This is a genomic window from Paenibacillus sp. SEL3 (assembly GCF_054602585.1).
In genome coordinates this window covers 5,003,288-5,027,914 of record NZ_CM137725.1, presented here as the reverse complement: position 1 = coordinate 5,027,914, position 24,627 = coordinate 5,003,288, and the positions used below count along the sequence as shown (strand labels likewise).

At 45.6% G+C, this 24,627-nt stretch carries 24 protein-coding genes; 2 read left to right on the top strand and 22 right to left on the bottom strand.

Going from position 1 to position 24,627, the window contains the following annotated elements:
• Window positions 1-132: 132 nt before the first annotated feature.
• The 10 genes from phoU to citZ form a co-directional block, all read right to left on the bottom strand.
• On the bottom strand, window positions 133-792 hold the full coding sequence (gene phoU / locus ACYCS5_RS23185) for a phosphate signaling complex protein PhoU (RefSeq protein WP_025721993.1): 660 nt from the start codon (window positions 790-792) through the stop codon (window positions 133-135).
• A gap of 39 nt (window positions 793-831) precedes the next feature.
• Window positions 832-1,590 carry a phosphate ABC transporter ATP-binding protein PstB gene (pstB, locus tag ACYCS5_RS23180; protein ID WP_459760183.1) on the bottom strand — a complete coding sequence of 253 codons (759 nt, stop codon included), beginning with the start codon at window positions 1,588-1,590 and terminating at the stop codon, window positions 832-834.
• Window positions 1,591-1,717: 127 nt separating this feature from the next.
• Window positions 1,718-2,842: a methyl-accepting chemotaxis protein gene (locus tag ACYCS5_RS23175; RefSeq protein ID WP_459760182.1), complete on the bottom strand. Its 1,125-nt coding sequence runs from the start codon at window positions 2,840-2,842 to the stop codon at window positions 1,718-1,720.
• A 160-nt stretch (window positions 2,843-3,002) separates the two neighbouring features.
• Window positions 3,003-3,734, bottom strand: coding sequence for a response regulator transcription factor (locus tag ACYCS5_RS23170; protein ID WP_013309604.1), 732 nt, complete (start codon window positions 3,732-3,734; stop codon window positions 3,003-3,005).
• A 128-nt stretch (window positions 3,735-3,862) separates the two neighbouring features.
• Window positions 3,863-5,665 carry a two-component system histidine kinase PnpS gene (pnpS, locus tag ACYCS5_RS23165; RefSeq protein WP_029516626.1) on the bottom strand — a complete coding sequence of 601 codons (1,803 nt, stop codon included), beginning with the start codon at window positions 5,663-5,665 and terminating at the stop codon, window positions 3,863-3,865.
• Between the two features lie 119 nt (window positions 5,666-5,784).
• Window positions 5,785-6,654, bottom strand: a complete 870-nt coding sequence (locus ACYCS5_RS23160) for an SDR family oxidoreductase (protein ID WP_029516625.1) — start codon at window positions 6,652-6,654, stop codon at window positions 5,785-5,787.
• A gap of 214 nt (window positions 6,655-6,868) precedes the next feature.
• Entirely contained in the window at window positions 6,869-7,285 is a 417-nt protein-coding gene (locus tag ACYCS5_RS23155; RefSeq protein ID WP_069011198.1) for a hypothetical protein, read from the bottom strand.
• Window positions 7,286-7,600: 315 nt separating this feature from the next.
• Complete coding sequence (gene mdh / locus ACYCS5_RS23150) at window positions 7,601-8,542, bottom strand: malate dehydrogenase (RefSeq protein WP_028542892.1); 942 nt, start codon at window positions 8,540-8,542, stop codon at window positions 7,601-7,603.
• Between the two features lie 16 nt (window positions 8,543-8,558).
• Window positions 8,559-9,854, bottom strand: coding sequence for an NADP-dependent isocitrate dehydrogenase (gene icd, locus ACYCS5_RS23145; protein WP_029516624.1), 1,296 nt, complete (start codon window positions 9,852-9,854; stop codon window positions 8,559-8,561).
• A 151-nt stretch (window positions 9,855-10,005) separates the two neighbouring features.
• Window positions 10,006-11,118, bottom strand: coding sequence for a citrate synthase (citZ, locus tag ACYCS5_RS23140; protein ID WP_029516623.1), 1,113 nt, complete (start codon window positions 11,116-11,118; stop codon window positions 10,006-10,008).
• 345 nt (window positions 11,119-11,463) lie between these two features.
• On the opposite strand from citZ, the gene ytvI reads away from it, so the two are divergent.
• Window positions 11,464-12,582: a sporulation integral membrane protein YtvI gene (gene ytvI, locus ACYCS5_RS23135; RefSeq protein ID WP_340884931.1), complete on the top strand. Its 1,119-nt coding sequence runs from the start codon at window positions 11,464-11,466 to the stop codon at window positions 12,580-12,582.
• Window positions 12,583-12,611: 29 nt separating this feature from the next.
• Here the strand turns inward: ytvI and ACYCS5_RS23130 are convergent, their stop codons facing one another.
• The 7 genes from ACYCS5_RS23130 to ACYCS5_RS23100 form a co-directional block, all read right to left on the bottom strand.
• Window positions 12,612-13,010: an FxsA family protein gene (locus ACYCS5_RS23130; RefSeq protein WP_013309596.1), complete on the bottom strand. Its 399-nt coding sequence runs from the start codon at window positions 13,008-13,010 to the stop codon at window positions 12,612-12,614.
• Window positions 13,007-13,525: an acyl-CoA thioesterase gene (locus ACYCS5_RS23125; protein WP_039269895.1), complete on the bottom strand. Its 519-nt coding sequence runs from the start codon at window positions 13,523-13,525 to the stop codon at window positions 13,007-13,009. Before ACYCS5_RS23125 ends, ACYCS5_RS23130 begins: the two co-directional genes overlap by 4 nt.
• A 134-nt stretch (window positions 13,526-13,659) precedes the next feature.
• Window positions 13,660-14,949: a pectate lyase gene (pelA, locus tag ACYCS5_RS23120; protein WP_340884929.1), complete on the bottom strand. Its 1,290-nt coding sequence runs from the start codon at window positions 14,947-14,949 to the stop codon at window positions 13,660-13,662.
• Window positions 14,950-15,236: 287 nt separating this feature from the next.
• Window positions 15,237-16,079, bottom strand: a complete 843-nt coding sequence (pstB, locus tag ACYCS5_RS23115; RefSeq protein WP_039269891.1) for a phosphate ABC transporter ATP-binding protein PstB — start codon at window positions 16,077-16,079, stop codon at window positions 15,237-15,239.
• A 17-nt stretch (window positions 16,080-16,096) separates the two neighbouring features.
• Window positions 16,097-16,993, bottom strand: coding sequence for a phosphate ABC transporter permease PstA (pstA, locus tag ACYCS5_RS23110; RefSeq protein WP_023987910.1), 897 nt, complete (start codon window positions 16,991-16,993; stop codon window positions 16,097-16,099).
• Window positions 16,993-17,925, bottom strand: coding sequence for a phosphate ABC transporter permease subunit PstC (gene pstC, locus ACYCS5_RS23105; protein ID WP_029516617.1), 933 nt, complete (start codon window positions 17,923-17,925; stop codon window positions 16,993-16,995). Before pstC ends, pstA begins: the two co-directional genes overlap by 1 nt.
• Before the next feature lie 106 nt (window positions 17,926-18,031).
• Window positions 18,032-18,955, bottom strand: coding sequence for a phosphate ABC transporter substrate-binding protein (locus ACYCS5_RS23100; protein ID WP_029516616.1), 924 nt, complete (start codon window positions 18,953-18,955; stop codon window positions 18,032-18,034).
• 207 nt (window positions 18,956-19,162) lie between these two features.
• Here ACYCS5_RS23100 and ACYCS5_RS23095 point away from each other — a divergent pair, with 207 nt between their 5' ends.
• A complete protein-coding gene (locus tag ACYCS5_RS23095; protein WP_459760181.1) occupies window positions 19,163-20,038 on the top strand; it encodes a LysR family transcriptional regulator in 876 nt (291 codons plus the stop codon).
• Window positions 20,039-20,137: 99 nt separating this feature from the next.
• Here the strand turns inward: ACYCS5_RS23095 and pyk are convergent, their stop codons facing one another.
• The 5 genes from pyk to ACYCS5_RS23070 form a co-directional block, all read right to left on the bottom strand.
• Window positions 20,138-21,568: a pyruvate kinase gene (pyk, locus tag ACYCS5_RS23090; protein ID WP_029516614.1), complete on the bottom strand. Its 1,431-nt coding sequence runs from the start codon at window positions 21,566-21,568 to the stop codon at window positions 20,138-20,140.
• A 125-nt stretch (window positions 21,569-21,693) separates the two neighbouring features.
• Window positions 21,694-22,677 (bottom strand): acetyl-CoA carboxylase carboxyltransferase subunit alpha, encoded by a 984-nt coding sequence (locus ACYCS5_RS23085; RefSeq protein ID WP_039269886.1) that lies wholly within the window; start codon window positions 22,675-22,677, stop codon window positions 21,694-21,696.
• Window positions 22,678-23,571 (bottom strand): acetyl-CoA carboxylase, carboxyltransferase subunit beta, encoded by an 894-nt coding sequence (gene accD / locus ACYCS5_RS23080; RefSeq protein ID WP_029516612.1) that lies wholly within the window; start codon window positions 23,569-23,571, stop codon window positions 22,678-22,680. It lies immediately after the preceding gene.
• Window positions 23,572-23,751: 180 nt separating this feature from the next.
• Window positions 23,752-23,940 (bottom strand): hypothetical protein, encoded by a 189-nt coding sequence (locus ACYCS5_RS23075; protein ID WP_013309585.1) that lies wholly within the window; start codon window positions 23,938-23,940, stop codon window positions 23,752-23,754.
• Window positions 23,941-24,093: 153 nt separating this feature from the next.
• The gene (locus ACYCS5_RS23070) at window positions 24,094-24,591 is read right to left on the bottom strand and encodes a phosphatidylglycerophosphatase A family protein (protein ID WP_023987905.1); all 498 of its coding nucleotides are present in this window, start codon (window positions 24,589-24,591) and stop codon (window positions 24,094-24,096) included.
• Window positions 24,592-24,627 lie beyond the last annotated feature (36 nt).

The window sequence follows — 24,627 nt, the reverse complement described above, 5'->3', positions numbered from 1 at the left end:
TTTACGCATTCCTCTTCCTATCTTAACATACAAGACTCCTTTTTCAGAAAAAAACGGCTGCTTCCTAACCAAATTTGCCTTTTGCTCAAAGACAAGTCTGGGTCAGAAACAACCGCTATATACCTGAAAGCTCTACTGGTTCAAATCTGGTCTCTCCCCTGTCACGAGATATACAGTGCTTTCACCGATATTCGTAGCATGGTCACCAATTCGTTCAATGTATCGTCCTACAAGCAGTTGCAGCATGGCTTGTGAAGCCTCTGCCGGCTTTTCTACCATGAAGGCGTACAGATCGCTGATCATGTGGCTATACATGGAATCCACACGATCATCCTCTTTGGCCATTTTGTAGGCCAGATCTGTATTTTCATCCAAATAGGATTTGATCGCATCGTCAATCATTTCTTTAACAATGGAAGCCATGTGCGGAATATCCACCAGCGGCTTAATGATCTGCTGCCCTTCCAGACGAAGGGTCACCTTAGCAATATCAAGTGCCAAATCGCCCATTCGTTCCAGATCACTGGAAATTTTAAATGCAACAATGATTCGGCGCAAATCCTTCGCTACCGGCTGCTGGGTAATAATGAGCTTGGAACCCATATCGAGAATATTCTCTTCCAGCGTATTGAGGGATGCATCATTTTTGACCACCTGCTGAGCCAATTCTGTATTTTTGGTCTGCAAACATTCAATGGCCTGATCGAGCGCCTTCGAAACGTGTGCACCCATTTCGCGCAGTACGGCTCTCAGTTCGTCTAATCCTTCATCAAAACCTTTTCTACGTATCATTTCGAAGTCACCCCTTCTGGCATATTCATCTGGTAGGCTTTAGCCAAATCGCCCTGAAATATAATCTTCCGTACGTGGATCTTGCGGCGTGGAAAACATCGTCTGTGTGTCCGCCGCTTCCACCACAACACCATTCAAAAAGAACGCAGTTCTACCAGACACACGCGCTGCCTGATGCATGTTATGCGTCACCATGACAATGGTATACGTGTCTCGCAATTCCTGAACCAGTTCTTCAATTTTCATCGTGGAGATCGGATCCAGCGCAGATGTCGCCTCGTCCATAAGCAAAATATCTGGCTGTACAGCAAGCGCCCGGGCAATGCACAACCGCTGCTGTTGTCCACCGGACAAGCTCAGAGCTGAACGCTTCAAAAAGTCCTTGACCTCTTCCCAGAGTGCCGCCTGCCGCAGGCTTTGCTCGACCAATTCGTCCAACTTGTCCTTTTGCCGAACTCCATGCAGACGCGGACCGTAGGCCACGTTATCATAAATCGATTTGGGAAACGGGTTAGGCTGTTGAAAAACCATTCCCACCTGCTTACGCAGAGTTTCTACTTCCATAGTATCGCCGTATATATCCTGACCTGCGATACTCACGGTGCCTTCAATACGCGTTCCCGGTATCATGTCATTCATCCGGTTCAGCGTACGCAGCAGGGTCGATTTGCCGCAGCCGGACGGGCCGATAAAGGCAGTTACCGTTTTTTCAGGAATATCGAGGTTTATATGTTTCAGCGCGTGAAATTTCTCATAATATAAATTCAGCTTATCAATCCGGATTACGGAATCATTCATGGATTTATGATCTCCTTCGTGTTGCAGTTATGATCCTCAAGCATTGCACCTGATTTGCACAATATGAAGATTATATAAGCTGTGTGTAAATTTAGTGTGGTGGATTTGTTAACGGTATGTAAAATGATCAAGAACTCAGCATGAGCTCAAGCTCCTGCGCAATTTCAGCTGCCTTCAAAGCCGCTTCCTCTGCGGAACGAGACATTTCGCTGTTTTTGGCTTCAATTTCATCAACAGCCTGTAGTAGTTTGGCAAAAGTTTGTGTTCCAGCAGAAATATATTGAGAGCCTGTATGAATCTGCTGCATACTCGTATCCGTCAGTTCGGTGGTGTCACGCAGCATTTGCTCAATATGAGTAAGTAAACCTGTAATCTGTGTGGAAAAGGCTTTCGTCTGGAGTGACATATTTCGCACCTCCTGAGACACAATCTGGAAGCCTCGTCCGTGTTCGCCAGCATGCGCCGCTTCAATGGATGCGTTGATCGCCAGCAGTCCGCTGTGATCTGCTAGTGCACGAATGGATGAGGCCATGCCCGCAATGTCATTCAGCGATTGGGTCAACGCCGACATCTGCTCATGCTGACGCTTCATTTGCTCCGTGACTGCACGATAGGAGAGCAAAACATCCTCCAGTTCTACTTTGCCACGGCGGGATAATTCACTCATTGAGCGGGTTAGCCGCACACTGTCATCGGCCTCTTTAGCTGCATCCAGCACAGTGAGCTGAATACGCTGGACTCCGTCATAGCTATGCCGAATCACATCGCCCCGCTCTTCATCTGCTTCTCTTTGCATTCGCTGCACGACGGACAGGATATCACGAATCGTGAGTACGCCGAGTAACCGTGTTCCTTCCTTAATCAACACACAGTCGTAAAAACGCTGATCTTCGCGCAGCATCGCCAGTTCCACAATGTCCGATGCTTGGCTTTTCAGATCCACAATTAATGTATCGGGGTCGGCAAATAGGGCCGCAGGCTTGTCATAGAACAACGCCGCAGCAAATCTGCCCGTAAAATGGCGATTGTACGCATCTCTCATAATAATGCCCAATGGAAGATCATTTTTATCCACAACAATGACACAAGGAATATCTTCCTGTGTTTTCATAAGGGCTAACAGTTCTTTACAAGACATATCCGTACCAATGATCGGAACCTCCCGGCATGGCACATAGGTAGTAATCGACTTGTATGCTTCACGTTCAATCACGGCAGTGGAGCTCGGCTGGGTCTTTGGTTCCGTTATCATCGTTCTGAAGTCCCCTTTTTTTTAACTACTTGGAGTGACGGGAACATCATATCGGTCATTTGTTGATTCTAGCGTCTAGTTTTGTTAATGAAATGTAAAATCACAAAATGGACACAAAGGTCCCCGGACACTGCCCTGAATAAAGAAAAACGCTCCTCATTTATAATAAATGAGAAGCGCTTCTTTTTTTATTTACAACCAGCTTGTACCCCACTCCACGGATCGAATCAATATGAACCGAGTCGGGATCCAGCTCCAGCTTTTTACGTAAGGAACTGACGTGTACATCCACGGTCCGTTGCCCGCCAATGTAGTCAAAACCCCAAACAGCATTCATCAGATCATCTCGGGTTAATACCACACCCGGCTTGCGGGACAAATAAAGAAGCACCTCAAATTCCTTGGGTCTAAGGCTGATGGACTGACCTCCAAGAATGACTTCATATTTTTCAGGGTAAATCTCCAGCTCCCCCAATTGAATTTTGGAGCTATCCTTCTGATCAGACAACACTCCTTCATCCCCACCGGAAGTTCTTCGCAGCACAGCCGTCACGCGGGCCAACAGCTCAGAAACGCCAAAAGGCTTCGTGATGTAATCATCCGCACCCGACTTCAGCCCTTGGACAACCTCGGCTTCACCGTTTTTGGCCGTTAAGATAATAATAGGCGTCGTCAGCCCCTGATGGCGAAGTCTGCTCAGAATGTCCAGTCCGTTCATTCCCGGTAGCATCAAATCCAGCAGGATCAAATCGTAGGACTCTCTGGAGGCTTTCTCAAACCCGGCACTGCCATGATCCTCCGTATCCACTTCGAAGCCTTCTTGTATTAAATTGTAGGATAGCAATCTGGCAAGCGTTGGTTCATCCTCAATAACCAGCAAGCGTTGTCCCATAAATAACTTCATCTCCTGTTTACCTGTTAAAGGCGCATTGGTCAAAATCCTGAAACTTTTTCCATACTCATGCGACACCCGTTTATTTTATCACGGCATTGTTAACAGAATGTAAAAAATGTTCTAGTTCATTCTTCCTGTTGCAATAGCGGTAATTCAACTGTAAATGTGGTACCCAATCCAAGCTCACTTTCCACCGAAAGGGTGCCATGATGCAAATCGACCAAGTGCTTGACGATCGACAATCCCAGCCCCGTTCCGCCAGAGTTACGCGAGCGACCTTTGTCCACCCGGTAAAAACGCTCAAAGATACGTGGCAGGTCCTTCTTCGGAATTCCAATACCTGTATCACTGACTGTAAATACGACCTTTTCGGTGTCATTCTCGCGCTGTATCGTTAGAACCTTAATCTTTACCTTGCCACCATCAAGTGTATAGTTGATGCCATTAGACAAAAGGTTCAGGAAAATCTGCTGAAGCTTATCTTCATCTGCCTCCATAAACAGCTCATCCGGGATATCCATGTGTAGTGAAATTCTTTTTTTGGCAGCTACATTGTTCAGTTTTTCCAGCAATGATTCTATGAACGACGAAACGTGCACCGGCGAGCATTCCAGAGGGGAACGCTTGGACTCGATTTTGGACAGCTCCAGAATATCACCGATCAACCGATTCAATCGTTCGCTTTCATCATATATAATTTGCAAAAATGAACGGGCCGTCTCCTCATCTTTAACCCCGCCACCGAGCAAGGTCTCGGCAAAACCCTTGACTGCGGCAATCGGCGTTTTTAGCTCATGAGAAACGTTAGCCACAAATTCGCTCCGCATATTTTCCAACCGTCGAATAGCCGTAATATCCTGTAAAAGGAACAGCATCCCCCGGTATCCGCCCTCATCCTCATACATCGGAACACCGTCCAGCAACACGAGTCTCTCCTCGGGATTGTACAAATGAACCTCACCATGCAGCCTTTCTCGGCTTTGTATACTGCCCTCAATTAGCTTTGTGAGCTCATAATGCTTCTTCAGCTCATGATACGGCTTGTCTGTCACCCGTTTACCCACGACACCAAGCATTCGCTCAGACTCACGGTTTACAAGCGCAATACACTCATTTGCATCAATCATTAGAATTCCGCCTGTCATATTACTCATGACACTCTGGAGCAGATCCTCATTGTCACGTATCGTTTTCATTTGGTTTTGGAGACTATCAGCCATACGATTAATGGCTTCACCCAGTTGCCCTACCTCGTCCCGGCGCTGCACACCAACCCTTGCGTCATAATCCAGTCCTGATATACGGTTGGCTACCCCAGTAATATGTTCAATGGGCGAGGTGAGACTGCGAGCAATACGATAGCTCACCAGTCCAGCAGCAATAAACAGCAACACTAGACCAATCCCGATGGCCGTCCAGCCGCGCTGCACTCCCTCCTCCACCGCTTTCAGACTCATGGACAAACGGATATATCCGTCAAAACCCTTATCCGATACAACAGGCTCTGCAACGTATAGCATGTTCCGCTGCAAGGTTTCGCTGTAACGAATCGTGCGTCCAATCTTCTCTGTTGAAGCTTGCTGAATTTCTTCACGAGATGCGTGGTTTTCCATCTTTCGCGGATCGCTTAACGAATCTCCAACCACCGTCCCGTCCTTGCGAATGAAGGTCACCCGCGATTCCGTAAGACGAGCAATTTCCTTCGCCTTTTGAGAATAATAAGAGACATAATCCGTGCTGGACAGGGCATCTGCATTAACAAAAGGGAATGTAGCTCGAAGCAGGTCGATCTCCCGTCCCATGTTCTCCTCTAGCACCTTCATATTCGAATTTTTAAAAATTTGTCCCATCGTGATTCCAGCAGCAAGGACAGATACGCCAATCAAAATCAGCATGATCAGGGTAAGCCTGAAACGAAACGATTTCATAAAATATGCCCATCCTTTATGTAAGTTAAGTCTCATTCTACAGGCTACCTTCATTATGTTCCACTGTGAAAAGAAAAAAGGCTAGGGCATAACACAGCCCTAACCTTTCCCTTGTCCTTTTATCCGTTTATAACTTCACCGCCATTGATATGAATAACCTGTCCGCTTACATATGAAGAATCATCTGAAGCAAGGTACACATAGGCTGGCGCCAATTCTTCCGGCTGACCCGGACGCTTCATTGGCTGCGCTCCTCCAAACTCGCTGACCGTCTTGGCATCAAATGTAGACGGGATTAACGGTGTCCAGATCGGCCCTGGTGCTACAGCGTTCACCCGAATGCCTTGATCTGCCAAATTGAGTGAAAGGGAACGTGTAAAGGATGTGATTGCCCCTTTGGTCGATGAATAATCAATGAGTGTCTTGTTCCCAGCATACGCGGTAATCGATGTTGTGTTGACGATCGTGCTCCCTTTTTTCAAATGCGGCAATGCTGCTTGCGTCAAGAAGAACATACCGAAAATATTCGTTCGGAACGTGCGCTCCAACTGTTCTTTGGTGATATCCTCCAGCTTTTGTTGTGGATGTTGCTCTGCCGCATTGTTCACAACGATGTCGAGCTTGCCCAGTTCGTTAACTGTCTGTTGAACCGCTTTTTTGGCAAATTGATCATCTCCGATATCGCCAGGAATCAACACGCATTTGCGTCCCTCCTGTTCCACCTGACGTTTTGTTTCTTCCGCATCCTTATGCTCATTCAAGTAGATGATGGCTACGTCCGCACCTTCTTTGGCATACGTGACAGCTACAGCCCGACCAATTCCACTGTCCCCACCAGTAATAAGTGCAACTTTACCTGTTAGCTTGCCAGCGGCTTTGTAAGTTGGTTTTTCAAATTGGGGTGCAGGCGACATTTTGGACTCAATCCCCGGTTGCTGGTCCTGATGCTGTGGGGGCAAAGTTTGCTGAGGTTGATTACTTTTAGACATTGTACATTCTCCCTTCAAAATCAGATATTTTTTAGGATGCAACATTTGCATCCACTCTACTCCTGAATTACCACACAAAGTTATTCGTTAAACGAAAAAAGAACAATGTAGTGATTTGAGCGCAAAAAAAAACGGCCTATGCTTATTCAGCACAGACCGTTTTTCAATTTAGCATTTGTCATCATTCGATTATAGACTCTCACTAAATGCATAATTAAATAATATCGCTGTATACCATTAAAAACGTAATTAAAATCAGGAAGACGGCAAGCAGCGTACTGAACATTCGCATTTTGCCAGCATATTGCGTAATAGGCTGTTGGCTACGAATCGCTTCCAGCGACAGCCGTAACGGCTTACCCATGGCTCCCGCAATACCAGAAATAGCGAGAAACAACAGCAAAACGACAACAATCCATGCTACCGAATAAGAACCCCAGGGAAAAATCATATAGATACCGCTAACAAGCACTAAGATCAGCGCAAATTGAGCCAAACGGTTCAATAGCTGAACAGCCGATATCGTTCCTTCCTGCACGCTAGGAGCCAATTTGTCGATTTTGCCCACCACGAAGGGGAGCAATAAATAAAAACCCATCGCCAGTGATCCAATAATGTGAATAAAAAACATTTTACAACCTCCACTTCTTTGTTTTCTTACAAACTTTTTTTCCATAGAACGATCATATTCCAACGAATGACTACCATCTTTTTCAGTGTTTTGGGACATGCTTTTCTATGTCAGGATTTTGCAAAGTCCTCATGTAACTATCAATGCATATGAACTCTATTATACCGGGGAAGTGAGTCAAAGCAAAGGAATAAGGAAGAAAACGAATAGATTCCCTATATTCTGTTTATGAGTAAAAGAGGTGTCCCGCGGCCATGACTATGGCTTAGGGACACCTCTTCAGGTAATAGTCACCGTTTTAGTAGAAAATTGAATCTAAACGGTAACTATTTTAATCACACTGCGGACCGACTCCGCGGATTGATCGAGCGCTGCTTTTTCTTCGGCTGTCAATTCCAACTCGAACACTTTTTCGATGCCATTGCCACCAAGAAGTGTCGGTACGCCAAGGAATAAATCCTGATAGCCGTACTCTCCCTCCAGATAGGCGATGACTGGGATAATCCGTTTTTTGTCTTTTACAATCGCTTCCGTCATCTGTGCAAGCGAAGCTGCCGGAGCATAATATGCGCTACCATTACCCAACAGGTTGACGATCTCTCCGCCACCGCCGCGTGTACGTTGTACGATCGCTTCGATACGTTCCTGCGAAATCAGAGTTTCGATAGGTATACCTCCAACACTGGAATAGCGTACCAGAGGCACCATATCATCACCGTGGCCCCCCATAACGAAGCCGCGCACGTCTTCGACGGAAACGTTAAGCTCTTGTGCAATAAAGGTACAATATCGCGCTGTATCAAGCACACCGGATTGGCCAATAACCCGATTTTTCGGGAAACCCAGCGTTTGGTAGGCAGTATAGGTCATAGCATCTACCGGATTGCTCAGAATAATAACAATAGAATCTGGCGCATACTTCTTCACGTTCTCACAAACGGATTTTACAATTCCTGCGTTCGTATTTACCAAATCATCACGGCTCATACCCGGCTTGCGTGCAATCCCAGCTGTAATAATGACGATATCTGAGTTAGCTGCATCCTCGTAATTGGAAGTGCCCGTGATCTGACTGTCAAATCCCTGTACCGGACCGGCCTCCAAAATATCAAGCGCCTTGCCTTTGGTCGGATTCTCTAGTTGCGGAATATCGATCAGTACGATATCACCTAGCTCCTTTTGAGCCAGCAGCAATGCGGTAGTGGCACCGGTAAAACCGGCGCCAACAATGGATATTTTTTTACGTTGAATGGACAAGTGGTATTCCCCTTCCTTACAGGTTACTAATAATGGTATCTGCGAACTCGGAGCATTTCACTTGTGTAGCGCCATCCATCAGACGAGCAAAGTCATAAGTTACAATCTTCTTATTAATGGACGTCTCCAGCCCTTTGTAAATCAGGTCAGCCGCTTCTTTCCAACCCAAGTGTTCAAGCAACATTACGCCCGACAGAATGACGGAACCAGGGTTCACTACATCTTTGTCGGCGTATTTTGGTGCTGTACCATGTGTAGCTTCAAAGATAGCATGCCCTGTTACATAGTTAATGTTCGCACCTGGCGCAATACCAATTCCACCAACTTGGGCAGCAAGAGCATCGGACAGATAGTCCCCGTTCAGGTTGAGCGTAGCAATCACATCAAATTCAGAAGGACGAGTCAGTACTTGCTGAAGTGCGATATCAGCAATCGCATCCTTGATAATGATTTTGCCTGCATCTTCAGCTGCTTTTTGAGCTGCATTAGCCGCATCCTCACCGTCTTTTTCCTTGATTACGTCATATTGGGCCCAAGTAAATACTTTATCTGCAAATTCTTCCTCAGCCACTTCATAACCCCAGTTTTTGAAGGCACCCTCGGTAAATTTCATAATGTTACCTTTGTGTACAAGCGTTACACTCTTGCGTCCGTGGTCAACTGCATACTGAATGGCTGCCCGTACCAGACGCTTTGAACCCTCGGAAGAAACTGGCTTAATGCCAATACCAGAGGTTTCAGGGAAACGGATTTTGTTCACACCCAGCTCTTGCTGGAGGAACTGAATAACCTTTTTCACGTCTTCGGACCCTTCAGCATACTCGATCCCCGCGTAAATATCTTCTGTGTTCTCACGGAAAATAACCATATCTACCAATTCAGGACGTTTCACTGGAGAAGGAACACCGTTAAAATAACGAACAGGACGCAGACATACGTATAAATCCAGTTCCTGACGCAATGCCACATTCAACGAACGGATACCACCGCCAATAGGTGTCGTAAGCGGACCTTTAATGGCTACAATATACTCACGGATGGCTTCCAAAGTATCGTTAGGGAGCCATTCGCCGTATGTATTGAAAGCTTTCTCACCAGCGAATACTTCATACCAGGCAATCTTTTTGCTGCCGTTATATGCTTTTTCTACAGCTGCGTCCAGTACGCGCTTGGAGGCTTTCCAGATATCGCGACCCGTGCCGTCACCTTCGATAAACGGAATTACCGGATGGTTCGGAACCTGTAGTTGACCGTTATCAATCGTAATTTTTTCGCCTTCAGTTGGGAGCTCAAACTTTTCAAATTTCGCCATAAGTTCCTTTTCCTCCTCAGATATGAATGGGTACAGGACGAAAGACATGATCTTTATCACAGACAAAAACGTACATCTCTCGTCGTCCCCTCTATTGTACCTTATTTTTTAAATTCAGGGTATACAACCTCAATCTTCCTTCGACAAGGGGTTAGCGCAACTCTGGTGATACGTATTTTTGATCCATTGGACCTGTATATTCGGCGCGAGGACGAATCAGGCGATTATTTTCATACTGCTCTAAAATGTGCGCTGTCCAACCGGATACACGACTCATAGCAAAAATAGGTGTAAACAGGTCTCTCTTGATACCCAGTTGGGTATAAACAGAGGCAGAATAAAAATCCACATTGGGCTTCAAGCCTTTTTGTCCTGTTACAATTTCCTCAATTCGAACTGACATATCAAACAACGTTGTGTCGCCGTTCATTTCCCCCAGCTCGCGGGACATTTTGTGCAAGTGCTTGGCACGCGGATCACCGTTTTTATAGACTCGGTGTCCAAAGCCCATAATTTTTTCGCGATTATCCAGTTTCGCCTGGATATAGGAGTCCAACTGATCCAAACCACCAATCTCCTCCAGCGTTTTGGCCACAGCCTCATTGGCCCCGCCATGCAGTGGTCCTTTTAAAGCTCCAATAGCAGACGTGATTCCGGAATAAATATCCGACAATGTGGCTACCGTTACACGCGCAGCAAAGGTAGAGGCATTTAATTCATGATCGGCGTGCAGCACGAGAGCCTGATTGAACGCTTTAATAGCCGTCTCCTCTGGATCCTTGCCAGTCAGCTGATACAAAAAGTTTTCAGCGATAGAAATACCTTTTTTAGGCGCAATCGGCTCCAAGCCCTCGCGTATACGTGCTATAGCTGCCACAATGGTAGGCAATTGCGCCTGAAGCTTGACGGTTTTGGTCACATTAGACTCTCTCGACATATCATCCGCCTCTGGGTCATACAAAGCGAGAGACGATACGGCTGATCTCAAGGCAGCCATCGTGCTCAAATCTTTCGGATATAACTTTAATTGAGTAACAATTTCATCCGGAATAGCAGCGTATTCGCTTAACTGGTTGCGAAGCTCCTGCAATTGCTCTTTATCAGGTAATTTCCCAAACCACAACAAATAAGCTACCTCTTCAAAATCGGCGTTAACAGCCAAATCATCAATGTTATAACCCCGGTACGTGAGAACGCCATCTACGATAGAGCTTATGGAGGAAGTGGTCGCTACGATCCCTTCCAGACCTTTAGTCGCTGTCATCGTTACATCTCTCCTTTGTAAAAACATTGTGAACGGACTTGCAATGTAAACATTTTCAAAAGTAAGATATGCCTTTTAAATAGCCGAGTAATGTTAACGCCATATGTCAATATTTAAACCTTCTTTCACTATACTGGATTTTGTCGTTTATGTGAACATTGAGGGCTATTCCAACACATTCAAATGTTTTATCGCTTCCATAAATAAATTTTTGAAACCCCTTACAAAAAATATTGATTCATTTGCACTTTTTTACACAGGTCTTGTCTCCCCCCTTTCCCGCATATGTATAGTAGAGCATTTATTTTATGAAATACTATCGTAAAAGAAAGGAGTCGTGAGAGCTTGAGCCGGTTAATCCTGAATCGCATATTTCGTGCTCTATGGGTGGCAATCGTGATTGTAGCTCTGTTATTGGGCATATATGTGCTTTTCCCTCTCGTCTATCCTTTCCTATTCGCCTGGCTTGTGGCTTATGCCATGAATCCATTGGTTGGTTTTCTGCGTAACAAAGCCCGTATGCCACGTTGGACGGCTGTCACGGTCTCATTATTTGTATATTTAGGTGGAATTGCAATTATCCTGTCTGCAGCAATCACCCGCATAGTCCGAGAAGTTATAAAGTTGGCCATGACTTTTGACGGGCATATTGAGCGTTTTAAAAGCCTGTTTATCGATTGGACACAAAGCGATTTGATTCAAAATGTAATTATTGAAATTAACCATTTTATCCGGGATAATCCGGATTACCAACATACCATTAACAGTAATATTGATAAAACAACTCAAACCGTCAGTTCGGCTGTCACTACGCTAGTCGCTCAATTTTTTAATGGGGTTTTGAACTTGCTGACCTCTCTGCCTAATATGGGAGCAGTTCTAATGGTTATTGTATTAGCAGCTTTTTTTATTAGTAAGGATTGGGACCGACATAGTCGGATGCTCGCAAACACGGTTCCTGATACGATTCGCAAGCCATTGTCGGATATATGGCACGATCTACGTAAAGCACTGTACGGCTATTTGCGTGCACAGTTTATTATCATCTCCATTACGGCATTAACGGTCATTGTTGGGCTGTTCATATTGCGTGTGGAATCCGCCTTTACCATCGGTTTAATGATCGGGCTGGTGGACTTGCTACCTTATTTGGGGGTTGGCATTGTGATGATTCCGTGGATACTGTATGAGTATATGTCTGGTAATTTGGCGCTAGGGGTAGGATTGTCGATCCTTTATATCATCCTGTTGATTGGACGACAGATCGTGGAGCCTAAGGTGCTGGCCAGCAGCGTGGGCTTAAACCCGCTTCCCACCCTTATCGGTATGTTCATCGGGCTCAAGCTATTTGGCGTTTTAGGACTCATTATCGGACCTGTATCACTCATTGTCGTTGATGCACTGAATCGTGCGAATGTCATTCAGGACTTGCGCAATTATATTCTCGCAGGAAGAGTCCGCTAGATCATGGATAGGAAAAACGGCAGCTCACGTCAAAACCGCCGAAACGTAATACTGCCGTTTTTCATTTTTTTCTCCAGCCACTTTAATAAAAAACGTCGGTACAACGCTCGTGTTAAAGGGAACACCAACGTAAAACCAATAATATCTGTTAAAAATCCGGGGATAAGCAGCAAACTCCCACCAAAAAAGACACATAATCCATCCAGCATTTTACGGCCGGGCATTTGTCCCCGATTCATTTCATTTTTCGCATCGGCAATCACCTTACGACCTTCAAATTGCATCATGGCAGCCCCGATTAGCGTCGTCAGAATAATGAGTAAAATCGTTTTGCCTGCTCCAATCCAGTGACTTACCCATATAAACCCGTACAGCTCCGCCAAAGGAATGAGCAGCAGCAACAGCCACAGACGTTTACGCATCATCATGACTTCTGTCCCTCCCCGCCTGTAAAAGCAAACCTTAATGCAGTGTACAGCTCAGGTAGCGCCTGGTCCAGTCGAACGGGCTTCCATTCGGTGTTCACCCATACGTGACGTGTCATCCCTGTAACGAGCAGCTCTCCCGGCAGCGTGTCTGCCTGGGTCCATACCTTTCCCAGATACCTTTGATGCTCATCATCCGTTACCCGCCGAACCTCATAGATATAGTTTAGACGCAGTCTGGAGAAGTCGGTAATTGCGGTATAAACGGTAATTAAATCATCATATCGAGCAGGACTCGCATATTTCGCATTGATTTCAATAACTGGCAGCAAAACTCCACGTTCCTCCATGATCCGATAGTTAAAACCCGCCTGTCGGATCATTTCGGTGCGCCCGATCTCAAACCAGTTCAAATAATTGGCATGATATACGACCCCCATCTGGTCGCTTTCCTGATAACGGACACGTAGCGGTGCGCCATACCAGCGTAATTCCGTTTGTTTCTCCTCTTGAGTCATACAAGCTCTCCTATCTTTGTGCATCTTTATCTCTATTTTGCCCTCTCTCCATTAAACCATATTTACAGCCCGGGAACAAAAAGAGGGCAGACCGACCGGTCCTCCCTCGCCAATCCTATATAATAATGCCTTTATTATTGTGGCAACGGCTTGGACAGTTTATAATATCCGCTATCCGAAGCCAGCTTAAGCAAGCTCTTAGCTTGGCTTCCCGCCCAGGCGTAACCGAGTCGTCTTTCCTCACTAATTTTCATGATGTCGGTATACTTTTTGCCATCCCGGTCTGAAAAGAAGTATTTATTGTCTTCCACATTATAGAACCGATACCACATTACACTCGATGCGTCCTTTTGGAAAAACTCCGGACCTTGACGATTGTATTTCATACCGTCGATTCGGTTCGCGTCAAACCATTTCAAAGCACTTTGAGCCGCTTTTTTCACTTCAGCGGTTTGCGGCTGGGACATGAGAAAAGCAGTAATGCCTACTGATTCCGTAGTTGTTTTGGAAGGTAACTCAAATGCCCGGGCTTCAACAGATGCATAAGTAGCCGGATCGTGCTGTGCACCCCAGATTGTTGGTGTACCATTATTTACAATTTGAGATTTAATTGTGTACTGGATACCTTTGTTTAGCGCTTGCTGAAGTCTGGAGCGATAAGCGTTATCCAGAATATCGCTATCAAACGGCTGCTTCTTGTTCACAATATCGTCAGCCAAAACCATAACTCTAACCATCGCATCATCATTATAAGTTACAGCATCGGAATAATTACCACGTTTAGGGTATACCTGAGGCCAGCCACCGGAGGAATATTGAGAGGTTAGTACGAAGTCAATTGCTTTTTGTACACTGTTCTTAATATCTTTATTTTTGGTTTTTTTGTATACATCCGCCAAAAAGCGAATCTCGGTTGTCGTCGCCTCGTTATCGAACGTTCCGAGTTCAACACCATCCTTGCTCTTCCATGTGGAGCGTGCAGCTTTGCCATCCCATTTAGATTTATAATTCTTTTCCATAGCTTTGAAGAATCCACCATGTGGCAATTGCCAGGATACAATATTTAAGGCAAGTGTAGTATCCTTGGATGTATTCCCCGTAGAAAACTTACTGAAATCGCGCATCTTGTTTAGGATGCTGTCTGTATTGACAACAGCGGTTGGCTTCGCCACAGCCGACAGCCCAAATAATTGCTCACGATCCAACACACCTGAATTTACATCGTCACCATAAACGTCCCGTCCCACAGCTGAATCTGTGGTAAGCTCATAAGAAGCAGTAGCCGATTCACGTACTGAATCATATGTAGCCGGCACAATCTCCTGTGCCGCAGCCCATGAGGGACTTAGGAGCCCTGACGTTACTGCAATCGCCAAACTTGAAAGCGCTATCATCTTTACAATTGGACACATCTTCTTCTTCATTTGAACCTCTCCCTTATTTTAAGTTGGGTCATTGCGTTCAGTTTAACCTATACATTCTTGCTGAGGATTCTTTTGGATAGTGAGAGGAACTGAACCACTATTTATGCATGATAAATAGTTAGTTGTATTATATGAAAATATATCCAAACGATCAATATATTTTAATTTACTAATAGATTAAAAAAGTTAAAAAACTTTGAAAACAATAAAAATCCTCTTACTAATGCCGGATTAGTAAGAGGATTTTACATAAAGCTAATATAAAGTAGGTCGATGAGCAACATCGCTTAACCAAATCGACCCATGATGTACTCCTGAGTCAGCTCATTTTCAGGATTCGTGAAAATATCGTTCGTTTTCCCATGTTCAACCAGACTTCCGATATAAAAATAAGCAGTATAATCGGAAATTCGTGCAGCCTGCTGCATATTGTGCGTCACAATAACGATGCGCAATTCTTTTTTCAATTCGGTAATAAGCTCTTCTACCTTGCCTGTAGACACAGGATCCAGCGCTGAGGCTGGCTCGTCAAGTAACAGAATTTTCGGTTGAACGGATAGTGCACGTGCAATGCAAAGCCGCTGCTGTTGCCCGCCAGACAGCGCTAGAGCGGAGTCGTGAAGGCGATCCTTGACCTCATCCCATAATGCTGCTTTACGCAGGCTGCTTTCGACGATTTCATCAAGCTGTTTCTTCTTGCGCACCCCACGGTATTTGGGACCGAAGGCGATATTATTGTAAATGGATTTGTAAAAAGGGTTGGGACGCTGCCACACCATGCCAATTTGCTGACGCAGCTTGATCACGTCCGTTTCCGGTGCCGTCAAATCCTGTCCATCCATCCAGATGTGCCCCGTTGTAGAGGAAGATGCAATCTCATCATTCATCCGATTAAGGGAGCGCAAAAAGGTCGATTTACCGCAGCCGGAAGGCCCGATCAGGGCAGTCACTGTCTGCTCGGGAAAGGCTAGATTCACTTTTTTCACAGCCTCAAAGCTGCCATAATAAATACTCAAATCCTCAGTACTGAACGGATGCGGCGGTTGCCCCACAAGCTGTTCCGAACGCGTAGACTGAACGGATGTTGCTGGTGCGGCGGTTTTTGCCGTTCGCGTAATCACATGTTCCATTGTTCTCCATCCCCTTTCTAATCCATTCGTTTGGCAGCTGTCAGACGGCGGTATACAACTCTTCCGAACCATCTTGCACTCAAGTTGAATGCAAGCACAAGCAGCACCAGTACGGCAGAAGCGCCTGCAGCAATATCTTTGGAGTCAGGAGCAATCCCCTCACTATTGACCTTCCAAATATGAACAGCCAATGTCTCAGCAGGTCGCATCGGGTTAATAGGCGATCTAGCATGCAATGGATTCCAATCAGTAAAATCAAGCGGCGGTGTACTCATCCCTGCTGTAAACAGCAATGCGGCGGCTTCCCCGAAAATACGGCCTGCGGCCAAAATGGTACCCGTAATCAAGCTTGGCAGCGCAGCTGGCAACAAAATGGAGGTAATGATTTTCCACTTGGACAATCCAAGCGCAAGTCCAGCTTCTTTTTGCTCCTTCGGCACAGCTCTGAAAGCCTGCTCAGTTGTGCGAACCATCAGCGGCAGGTTAAATACGGCCAAAGCTAAGGCTCCTGATAAGAGGGAAAAGCCAAAATCAAACGTATTTACGATAAGTAGTAGTCCAAACAATCCGATGACGATCGATGGGAAGGAGGACAATACTTCGACGACAAGTCGTATAAAGTCCGTAATTTTCCCCGGCTTTGCATATTGCGCCATGTAAATACCTGCGCCCCAGCCAATCGGAATGGTGATAATCAAAGTTAAGATTAACAAAAATACGGAATTAAATAGTTGTGGGCCAATACCACCGCCTGCACGTAATGTTTGGGGAGCACTGGTTAAAAAGTCAAAAGAAATATGACTGACTCCGCGGGCCAAAATGAAGCCCAGTAATCCCACCAAAAGTGCAACAATGAACAAAGCGAAGAAACAGATTACAAATGTAGCGATCTTATCGGTCGTTTTAGCTTTCATCAAACCCGGTTTCTCCTTTCAAGCAGCCTTACCAGCAGCACGAAAATGAATGTCATGAGCAGAAGAACAAGCGCCATGCTCCAGAGAGCATTATTATGAACGGAGCCCATCGCTGTATTCCCCATGCTAAGTGTAATGACGCTGGTCAAGGTCGAAGCGGATTCCAGCAAGGAATGCGGTATGTGCGGAGCATTCCCGATTACCATCTGTACAGCCAACGCTTCTCCGAAGGCACGGGCCATACCGAGAATAATTCCTGTTAAAAGAGCAGGCAGCAACGTCGGAATAATAACACGGGCAATTGTCTGCCAGCGGGTAGCACCCAAAGCATAAGAGGATTCACGCAGCCCCCCCGGCAAGGAAGACAACGCATCCGCCATAATACTCGTAATCGTCGGCAAAATCATGACTGACAACACTAGGCAGCCTGCCAGAATGCCGATGCCTTGTCCTCCAAACACGTTCCGCAGCAGCGGGACGATTACGGTCAGGCCGACAAAGCCATATACAACAGACGGAATACCGGATAATAATTCAATCGCGGGTTGAAGGATACGTTTACCCGATTTCGGTACAATTTCCGTCATAAATAAAGCCGCACATAAGCTGAGCGGACTGGCAATTAAAGCCGCCAGTATGGTTACTGCAAAAGAACCCGTAATAAACGGAAGTGCGCCGAAGGACTTAGGCTCGCCATCCGGACTCCATTTGGTTCCAAAGAAAAACTCTCGCAGACTGACTCCATTCACCGCAAATGTAGCTACACCTTTGGAGGCAACAAAATATACGATGGAGACAATAACCGCAACTAAAAAAACGACACAAACCGACGTATATATGCGGCCGGTCCATTCTTCCCAGTAATGTCTTTCTTTCATAACTCGGGATCGTTTATTCTGTTCCATGTATGCCTTCCCTTCAATTGGTCCCATACTGTAACTCCTTTAACCGAAGAATAGAGGCCGGACGCTAGTCCGCCTCTTCTTCGTGAATATACTCGCGTTAGCTGCGTTCATCGAACAGGAGGTGTGACTCTCCTTATTTCGTGATATTACCGTCAGCATCACGTTTCACTTGCATACCTGATACTGGAATGTATCCCAAGTCTACGACATCCGTTTTTTGGATTTCATCTGACAGAATGTAGTCCAGGAATGCTTTCACATGCTCTTTTGGCTCACCTTTAGTGTACATATGCTCGTAAGCCCATACTGGATATTTACCTTGTTCTACATTTTCAACGTTAGCTTCAACGCCATCGTATTTCAAAGCAGTTACTGTGTTGTCGATGTAGGACAGAGCCAGATAACCAATCGCACCCGGTGTTTCAGCAATCAGCTTTTTCACAGTACCGGAGGAATCTTCTTGAATGGAGCCCGGCAGATCTTCTGTTTTTTGTCCCAATGCGTATTTTTCAAATGTTGCACGAGTACCGGAGCTGCTTGGACGGTTTACAATAACGATTTTTTGATCCGCACCGCCAACTTCTTTCCAGTTCGTGATTTTACCTGTAAAGATTTGTACCAATTGATCTTTTTTCAGGTCTGTAACGCCTACTTTAGGATTCGCTACCGCTGACATGGCTACAACAGCTACTTGGTGATCGACCAGCTCATCTGCACCGCTCTCCAGTTTTTCTTTTGCAAACACGTCGGAGTTACCGATGTCCGCTTGTCCGCCGGAAACCTGAGTCAAGCCAGTACCGCTACCGCCGCCCTGTACTTGAACTGCAATGCCTTTATATTTATCGACAGCCATAAATTTTTGTCCCGCTTGCTCTACCAATGGTTGAAGTGCAGTGGAGCCCACAGCCAGAATGTTTCCTGTCAGTTCAGCAGCTGCTTTATTGTCTGTTCCTGTAGCAGCTTCTCCTTGTGGTGCAGCATTGTTACCTGATCCACAAGCTGCAAGTGCAAATACCATGGTGAGAGTCATCAGAATGAACGGCCATTTTTTCAACATTTTTTATTGTCCTCCCCTTAGTTAAGTGACGGTTTTTTATTTATGACCATCAACACTTTTACATTGTAGGCCTGGAATGTTAGACGAACGACGTGGTTTTGTAAAACAAATATAAAATATTGATAGATAAATTATTTTACGGTATATAATTAATCTATAGTTTGAAATTCATATATGAATGACATATAAGGAGAGCTGTTGGATTCCATGAATATTCTAAAATTGCGTATCTTGATGCTGATCGACAAATTCCATAAGGCGACGGATGTGGCCGAAGCTTTGCAAGTCAAACAACCTACCGTCAGCTTTCATATGAAAAGCTTGGAAAAGGAAATGGGTACTTCCCTATTCTCTCTTCAACAAGGCAGGATTATGCTAACAGAAGCTGGAAAAAAATTATTACCTTACGCAAAGCAGATCATCTCTCTGGAGCAAGAAGCTAGACAAGCTGTAGATGAACTGACAGAAGAGTCACAGGGTCAATTACATCTGAGTGCAGAGTCGATATCAGGTACGTATCTCCTCCCCACTTTGATGGCTAAGTTTGCTGAGCGGTATCCAGATTGTCGTATTCAGTTGGAGATTCAATCCCCGGATGCAATTAAGCAGCTACTGAAACAGGGGGAAATTGATTTTGCTTTTCTCGACGATAGAGATTTTCTTCCAGAGTATACGGTGGCAGAGCCAGTGGCTTCTGATCAAGTAGGAGTTATCCGTTCTGTACGTGCACCTGAAGTCAAATTAGAGGAGTTCGATGGAACCGATATGCTGGACAAGCACACATGGGTAAAATATAGCGGTTCATCCGTTGTAGATCTGTACTCCTCGCTAGTTAAGCCCCATCTGGAAATCAACTCTTGGGAAGCGGTAAAGCAAGTCGTAAGCGGCGGAGAGGCGCTTGCCTTCTTTCCTGCAAGCGGAGTCGATAATCATGAAAATGCTGCTTCCTCGGTGGAGTGGCTTCCTTATCCCGAGGCTGATTATCAAATAAACATCGTGTATCAACAAGATACACACATGAACTTAATGCAACAGGCATTCCTTGATTTCATACGACGAGAAGGACTAGAAATAAAAAGCTAGAGAACATAAAAAAGAGCATCCAAGTCTTATTGACTTGAATGCTCTTTTGCTTGTTGTAACGATACATACAGCCTCGGTATTATTTCACGGAGGCTTTAATTACGCTTGTGCTGGAACGCAGCTAATTTTGATCAGGTTCGTAGAACCGGAATCACCAAGAGGTACGCCCGCAGTAATCACAACCAAATCGCCCTCTTTAACGAGGCCAGATTTGCGACCACCTTCCAGCGCGTTGTCAAACAGACTGTCTGTTGTGTCAACGATTGGTCTACCTTGTACTGCATGTACGCCCCAGATCAGAGCCAAACGGCGAACTGTTCTTTCCTGTGTTGTCACAGCAACAATCGGAGCTTCTGGACGGTATTTAGAAATCATACGCGCCGTTGTTCCGCTTTGTGTGGACGTCAGAATCGCTTTAGCATGCAGGTCAAGTGCAGAAATAGAAACGGATTGGCTGATTGCTTCTGTGATACTAATTTCTTGAGCCGTTCTTTGTTTTTTGAACAAATCACGGTAGTTCAGAGAGGACTCAGCTTTTTCTGCAATACGTGACATTGTCAATACGGATTCTACTGGATATTTACCCGCAGCTGTTTCGCCGGACAGCATAATTGCGTCTGTTCCGTCAAAAATAGCATTCGCCACGTCACTTGCTTCCGCACGAGTCGGACGCGGGTTACGTTGCATGGAATCCAGCATTTGTGTTGCCGTAATAACAGGCTTGCCAGCTACATTACATTTGTTAATCATCAATTTTTGCGCCAGAGGCACTTCTTCAGCAGGAATTTCCACACCAAGGTCACCACGGGCAACCATCAGGCCATCCGAAGCTTCCAAAATTTCGTCCAGGTTGTCCACACCTTGCTGATTTTCGATTTTGGAAATGATTTGAATATGACTTGCGTTGTGTTTCGCCAGCAATTCACGAATTTCCAGTACATCACTTGCTTTACGAACAAAAGAAGCCGCGATGAAATCAATGTCCTGCTCAATGCCGAAAATGATATCATTAGCATCTTTCTCCGTAATACCAGGCAAAGAAATTGCAACGCCTGGAACGTTAACGCCCTTCTTGCTTTTGATCGTTCCGCCATTGACAATGCGGCATTTGATTTCAGTGCCTGATACTTCAATAACGGTGAGTCCGATCAGACCATCGTCGATCAGAATGGTGGAGCCGGGCTCCACGTCCGAGGGAAGATCTTTGTACGTAATAGAAATACGATCTTGCGTACCGAGAATTTCTTCCGTTGTCAGCGTAATGAACTCGTCCTGAACAAGCTCAATAGGTTCAACTTCGAGCTTTCCTGTCCGGATTTCCGGCCCCTTCGTATCGAGCAAAATAGCAACATTTTTGTTAAGCTCCTTACAAGCTTGACGGATGTTTTTAATCCGGTTGCCATGCTCCTCGAAATCACCGTGAGAGAAATTCAGGCGGGCTACGTTCATACCAGCCAAAATCAGTTTCTTCACATTTTCCAATGACTCACTGGAAGGACCGATGGTACATACAATCTTAGTTTTGCGCATTTGGGTTTTTCCTCCGTTTTCAAAGGTGCTACTCTTTATATCTTTTTCCAACAATTAAATCTACTACACTTTTTCCTATTTGTATAGGAAGTTCGTCATATTTATTGTTACCCGTTTACAGCGTATTACAACATAGGTTCAGTTTCCGAAGACTTCAAGAAGGTGTATTGACCTATTTTTCGGAATTTCTGATACCGATCTTCCCTCAATTCATCGCAGCTCATATTGGTAAGTTCCGCCAAGTGACGTTCCAATAGCTCCTTGATTGCGGCAGCGGTCACTTCATAGTTACGATGCGCGCCCCCTTTCGGCTCCGGCACAATATCCTCGATAATTTCCATGCGCAGGAGGTCATTAGCCGTAATCTTCATGGCTTCAGCTGCCTGATCGGCCTTGGAAGCATCTTTCCATAGAATCGAGGCTGCACCGTTTGGAGAAATGGCCGAATAAATGGCATGTTCCAGCATCAGCACACGGTTACCGACTGCAAACGCAAGCGCACCGCCGCTTCCACCCTCGCCGATGACCACACAAATAACAGGCACCGAAAGCTTTGCCATCTCCCGCAAGTTGCGGGCAATCGCTTCCGATTGACCTCTCTCCTCTGCTGTATTACCCGGATAAGCGCCCTTCGTATCAATGAATGTAATAATAGGGCGTTTAAATTTCTCAGCCTGCTGCATCAGACGCAAGCCTTTACGGAATCCTTCCGGATGGGCACTACCAAAAAAACGTGCAATGTTATCTTTCGTATCCTTACCACGCTGCTGGCCAATGACGGTCACCGGAATACCATTCAGCTTGGCAATCCCGCCTACAACCGCCAAATCATCTCCAAACAAGCGGTCGCCGTGTAATTCAATAAAATCCGTAAACACCTGCTCTATCAGATCAAGAGATGTTGGTCTTTGATGATGACGAGCCAAATGCATTTTTTGTGGTGCTGTAATGTTCGAATATATTTCTTCTTCCATCTCGAGATAACGTTCCTCGAGACGGTTGATTTCATCTGTAAAATCAATTTGCTTATCCTGTCCGAATTGCTTGAGTTCTTCGATCTTCTGTCGCATCTCGACCAGGGGCTTTTCATAAGGCAATTCGCCAGCCATCTATTCCTCCCCTTTCACACTGTGTAGATCAAGCAGTTGCCCAAGGGTATCACGCAGTTCCTTGCGATGTACAACCATATCCAATTGTCCGTGCTGCAAATTAAATTCGGAAGTTTGAAAATCATCCGGCAGCTTCTGTCTGATTGTCTGTTCAATTACAATACGCCCTGCAAAACCGAATACAGCTCCTGGCTCTGCGATATTAATATCTCCAAGCGTAGCAAAGCTAGCGGATACTCCACCTGTAGTCGGGTCGGTGATAACAGAAATATACAGCAAGCCCTGCTCATCCAGACGAGCAAGAGCCGCACTTGTTTTTGCCATCTGCATGAGGCTTAAAATACTTTCCTGCATACGTGCCCCGCCGGAAGTTGAGAAAATTATTAGCGGCAGACGCTTGTCTATTGCTTGCTCAATGGCGCGCGTAATTTTCTCTCCTACGACCGAACCCATACTACCAGTAAAGAAGTCAAAGCTCATCACAGCAACGACAACAGGATGTCCATAAATAAGGCCGTCGCCCGTAACGACAGCCTCTCGCAAGCCAGATTTCAGGGTCTGTTGCTCCAGCTTGCTCGCATATCCCGGAAAGTCCAGCGGGTCAACCGAAATCATATCGGCATCATATTCCGTAAACGTGTCTTCGTCGAGCACCATGCGAATACGATCCATTGCATTCAAACGCATATGGTATCCGCACACCGGACACACTTTCAAATTTTTCTCTAGTTCTTTGCTGTATTGAATACTTCCGCACTTGCCACATTTGGTCATAAGACCTTCGGGAATTTCCCGTTTGGGACGATCCGGCATGTCCGCTTGATCGCCGCTCAGCGCCCGTTCCGAAGGGATGGTCGCGTATTTACGCTTCTTTTGGAATAAATCTTTAAACACAACTACACCTCTCCAGCCGTTTATTTGTCAGCCGTAACCGATACAAGGTCCTCTGCCGTCTATGCGGCACCTCTAAGCATTATGTTCATACACACGTCAACGCCTGTTCCTAAAACATTACCGCCGATCGTGCATCCTTTGTTCCACTCATGCTGCTGTATCACTTCCGCCGTTCCGGACTCAAGGGCGCAAAATCGAATTAAGCACTTCCTGAATTTCTTCGACTTCACCCGAAGGCACAAGTATCTCAAACTGTTGCTTGGATGCGCTGATGGCCCGGGCCTGCACCATAAAACCTTCTTCAGACAGTTTGAGCTTAATCATGTCAGCCAGTCTGGCCGTCGGTGCAATATAAATCACCGTCCACATGCCTTGTTTCTACCCCCTAAGCCTCAAGTTTTGAGCCCATATAATAGACTCATGATAACATACCTTACTTTTTTCCCGCAACAAAAGCCCTCCTGATCATTTAAGTTCCGTCGGAGGGCCTAGAAAATCATCAACTCTGTTTACACAGGTCAACTAAGCATCCAATGATGCAGGATAATGCTTGGCATGGAGACTCCGATGTGCAATTCGCGAAGAAGCAGCGGCAGCCAGTCCGGCGACAAGATCGTCTAAAAACACATGAATACCACTGCCTTTTTGGTTCAGCTGTTCGATAATCCCCGTCTTTTCCTTATCCAGATAACCAAAACTGGTTAAGCCAATCATGCCGTACACACTCGTAATTCCAAGAGCTAGTGTCTCGTCCACTCCGTACAGCGGTTCGTCTGCCTCCATAATGGCTTGCAGCGGCTGAGGGAGAAGTTTTTTTTCAGCCAATTCATCGAGCGCAATGCCTGTGAGCAAGGTATATTGAACCTCGCGCTTTTGCAAAACCGCTTTGACACTGTCTATACATTCTTCCATCGTCAAATGAGGATAATATTTTAGCTGAAGCTGAAAAACAATGTCCGCAATGGACTCGATACGAATGCCTCTGCGATTTAGCAAAGTTTCTGCATATTCATAGGACATAATTTCCCTCCCGCTTTCACCGTGCAGTTCTATTCT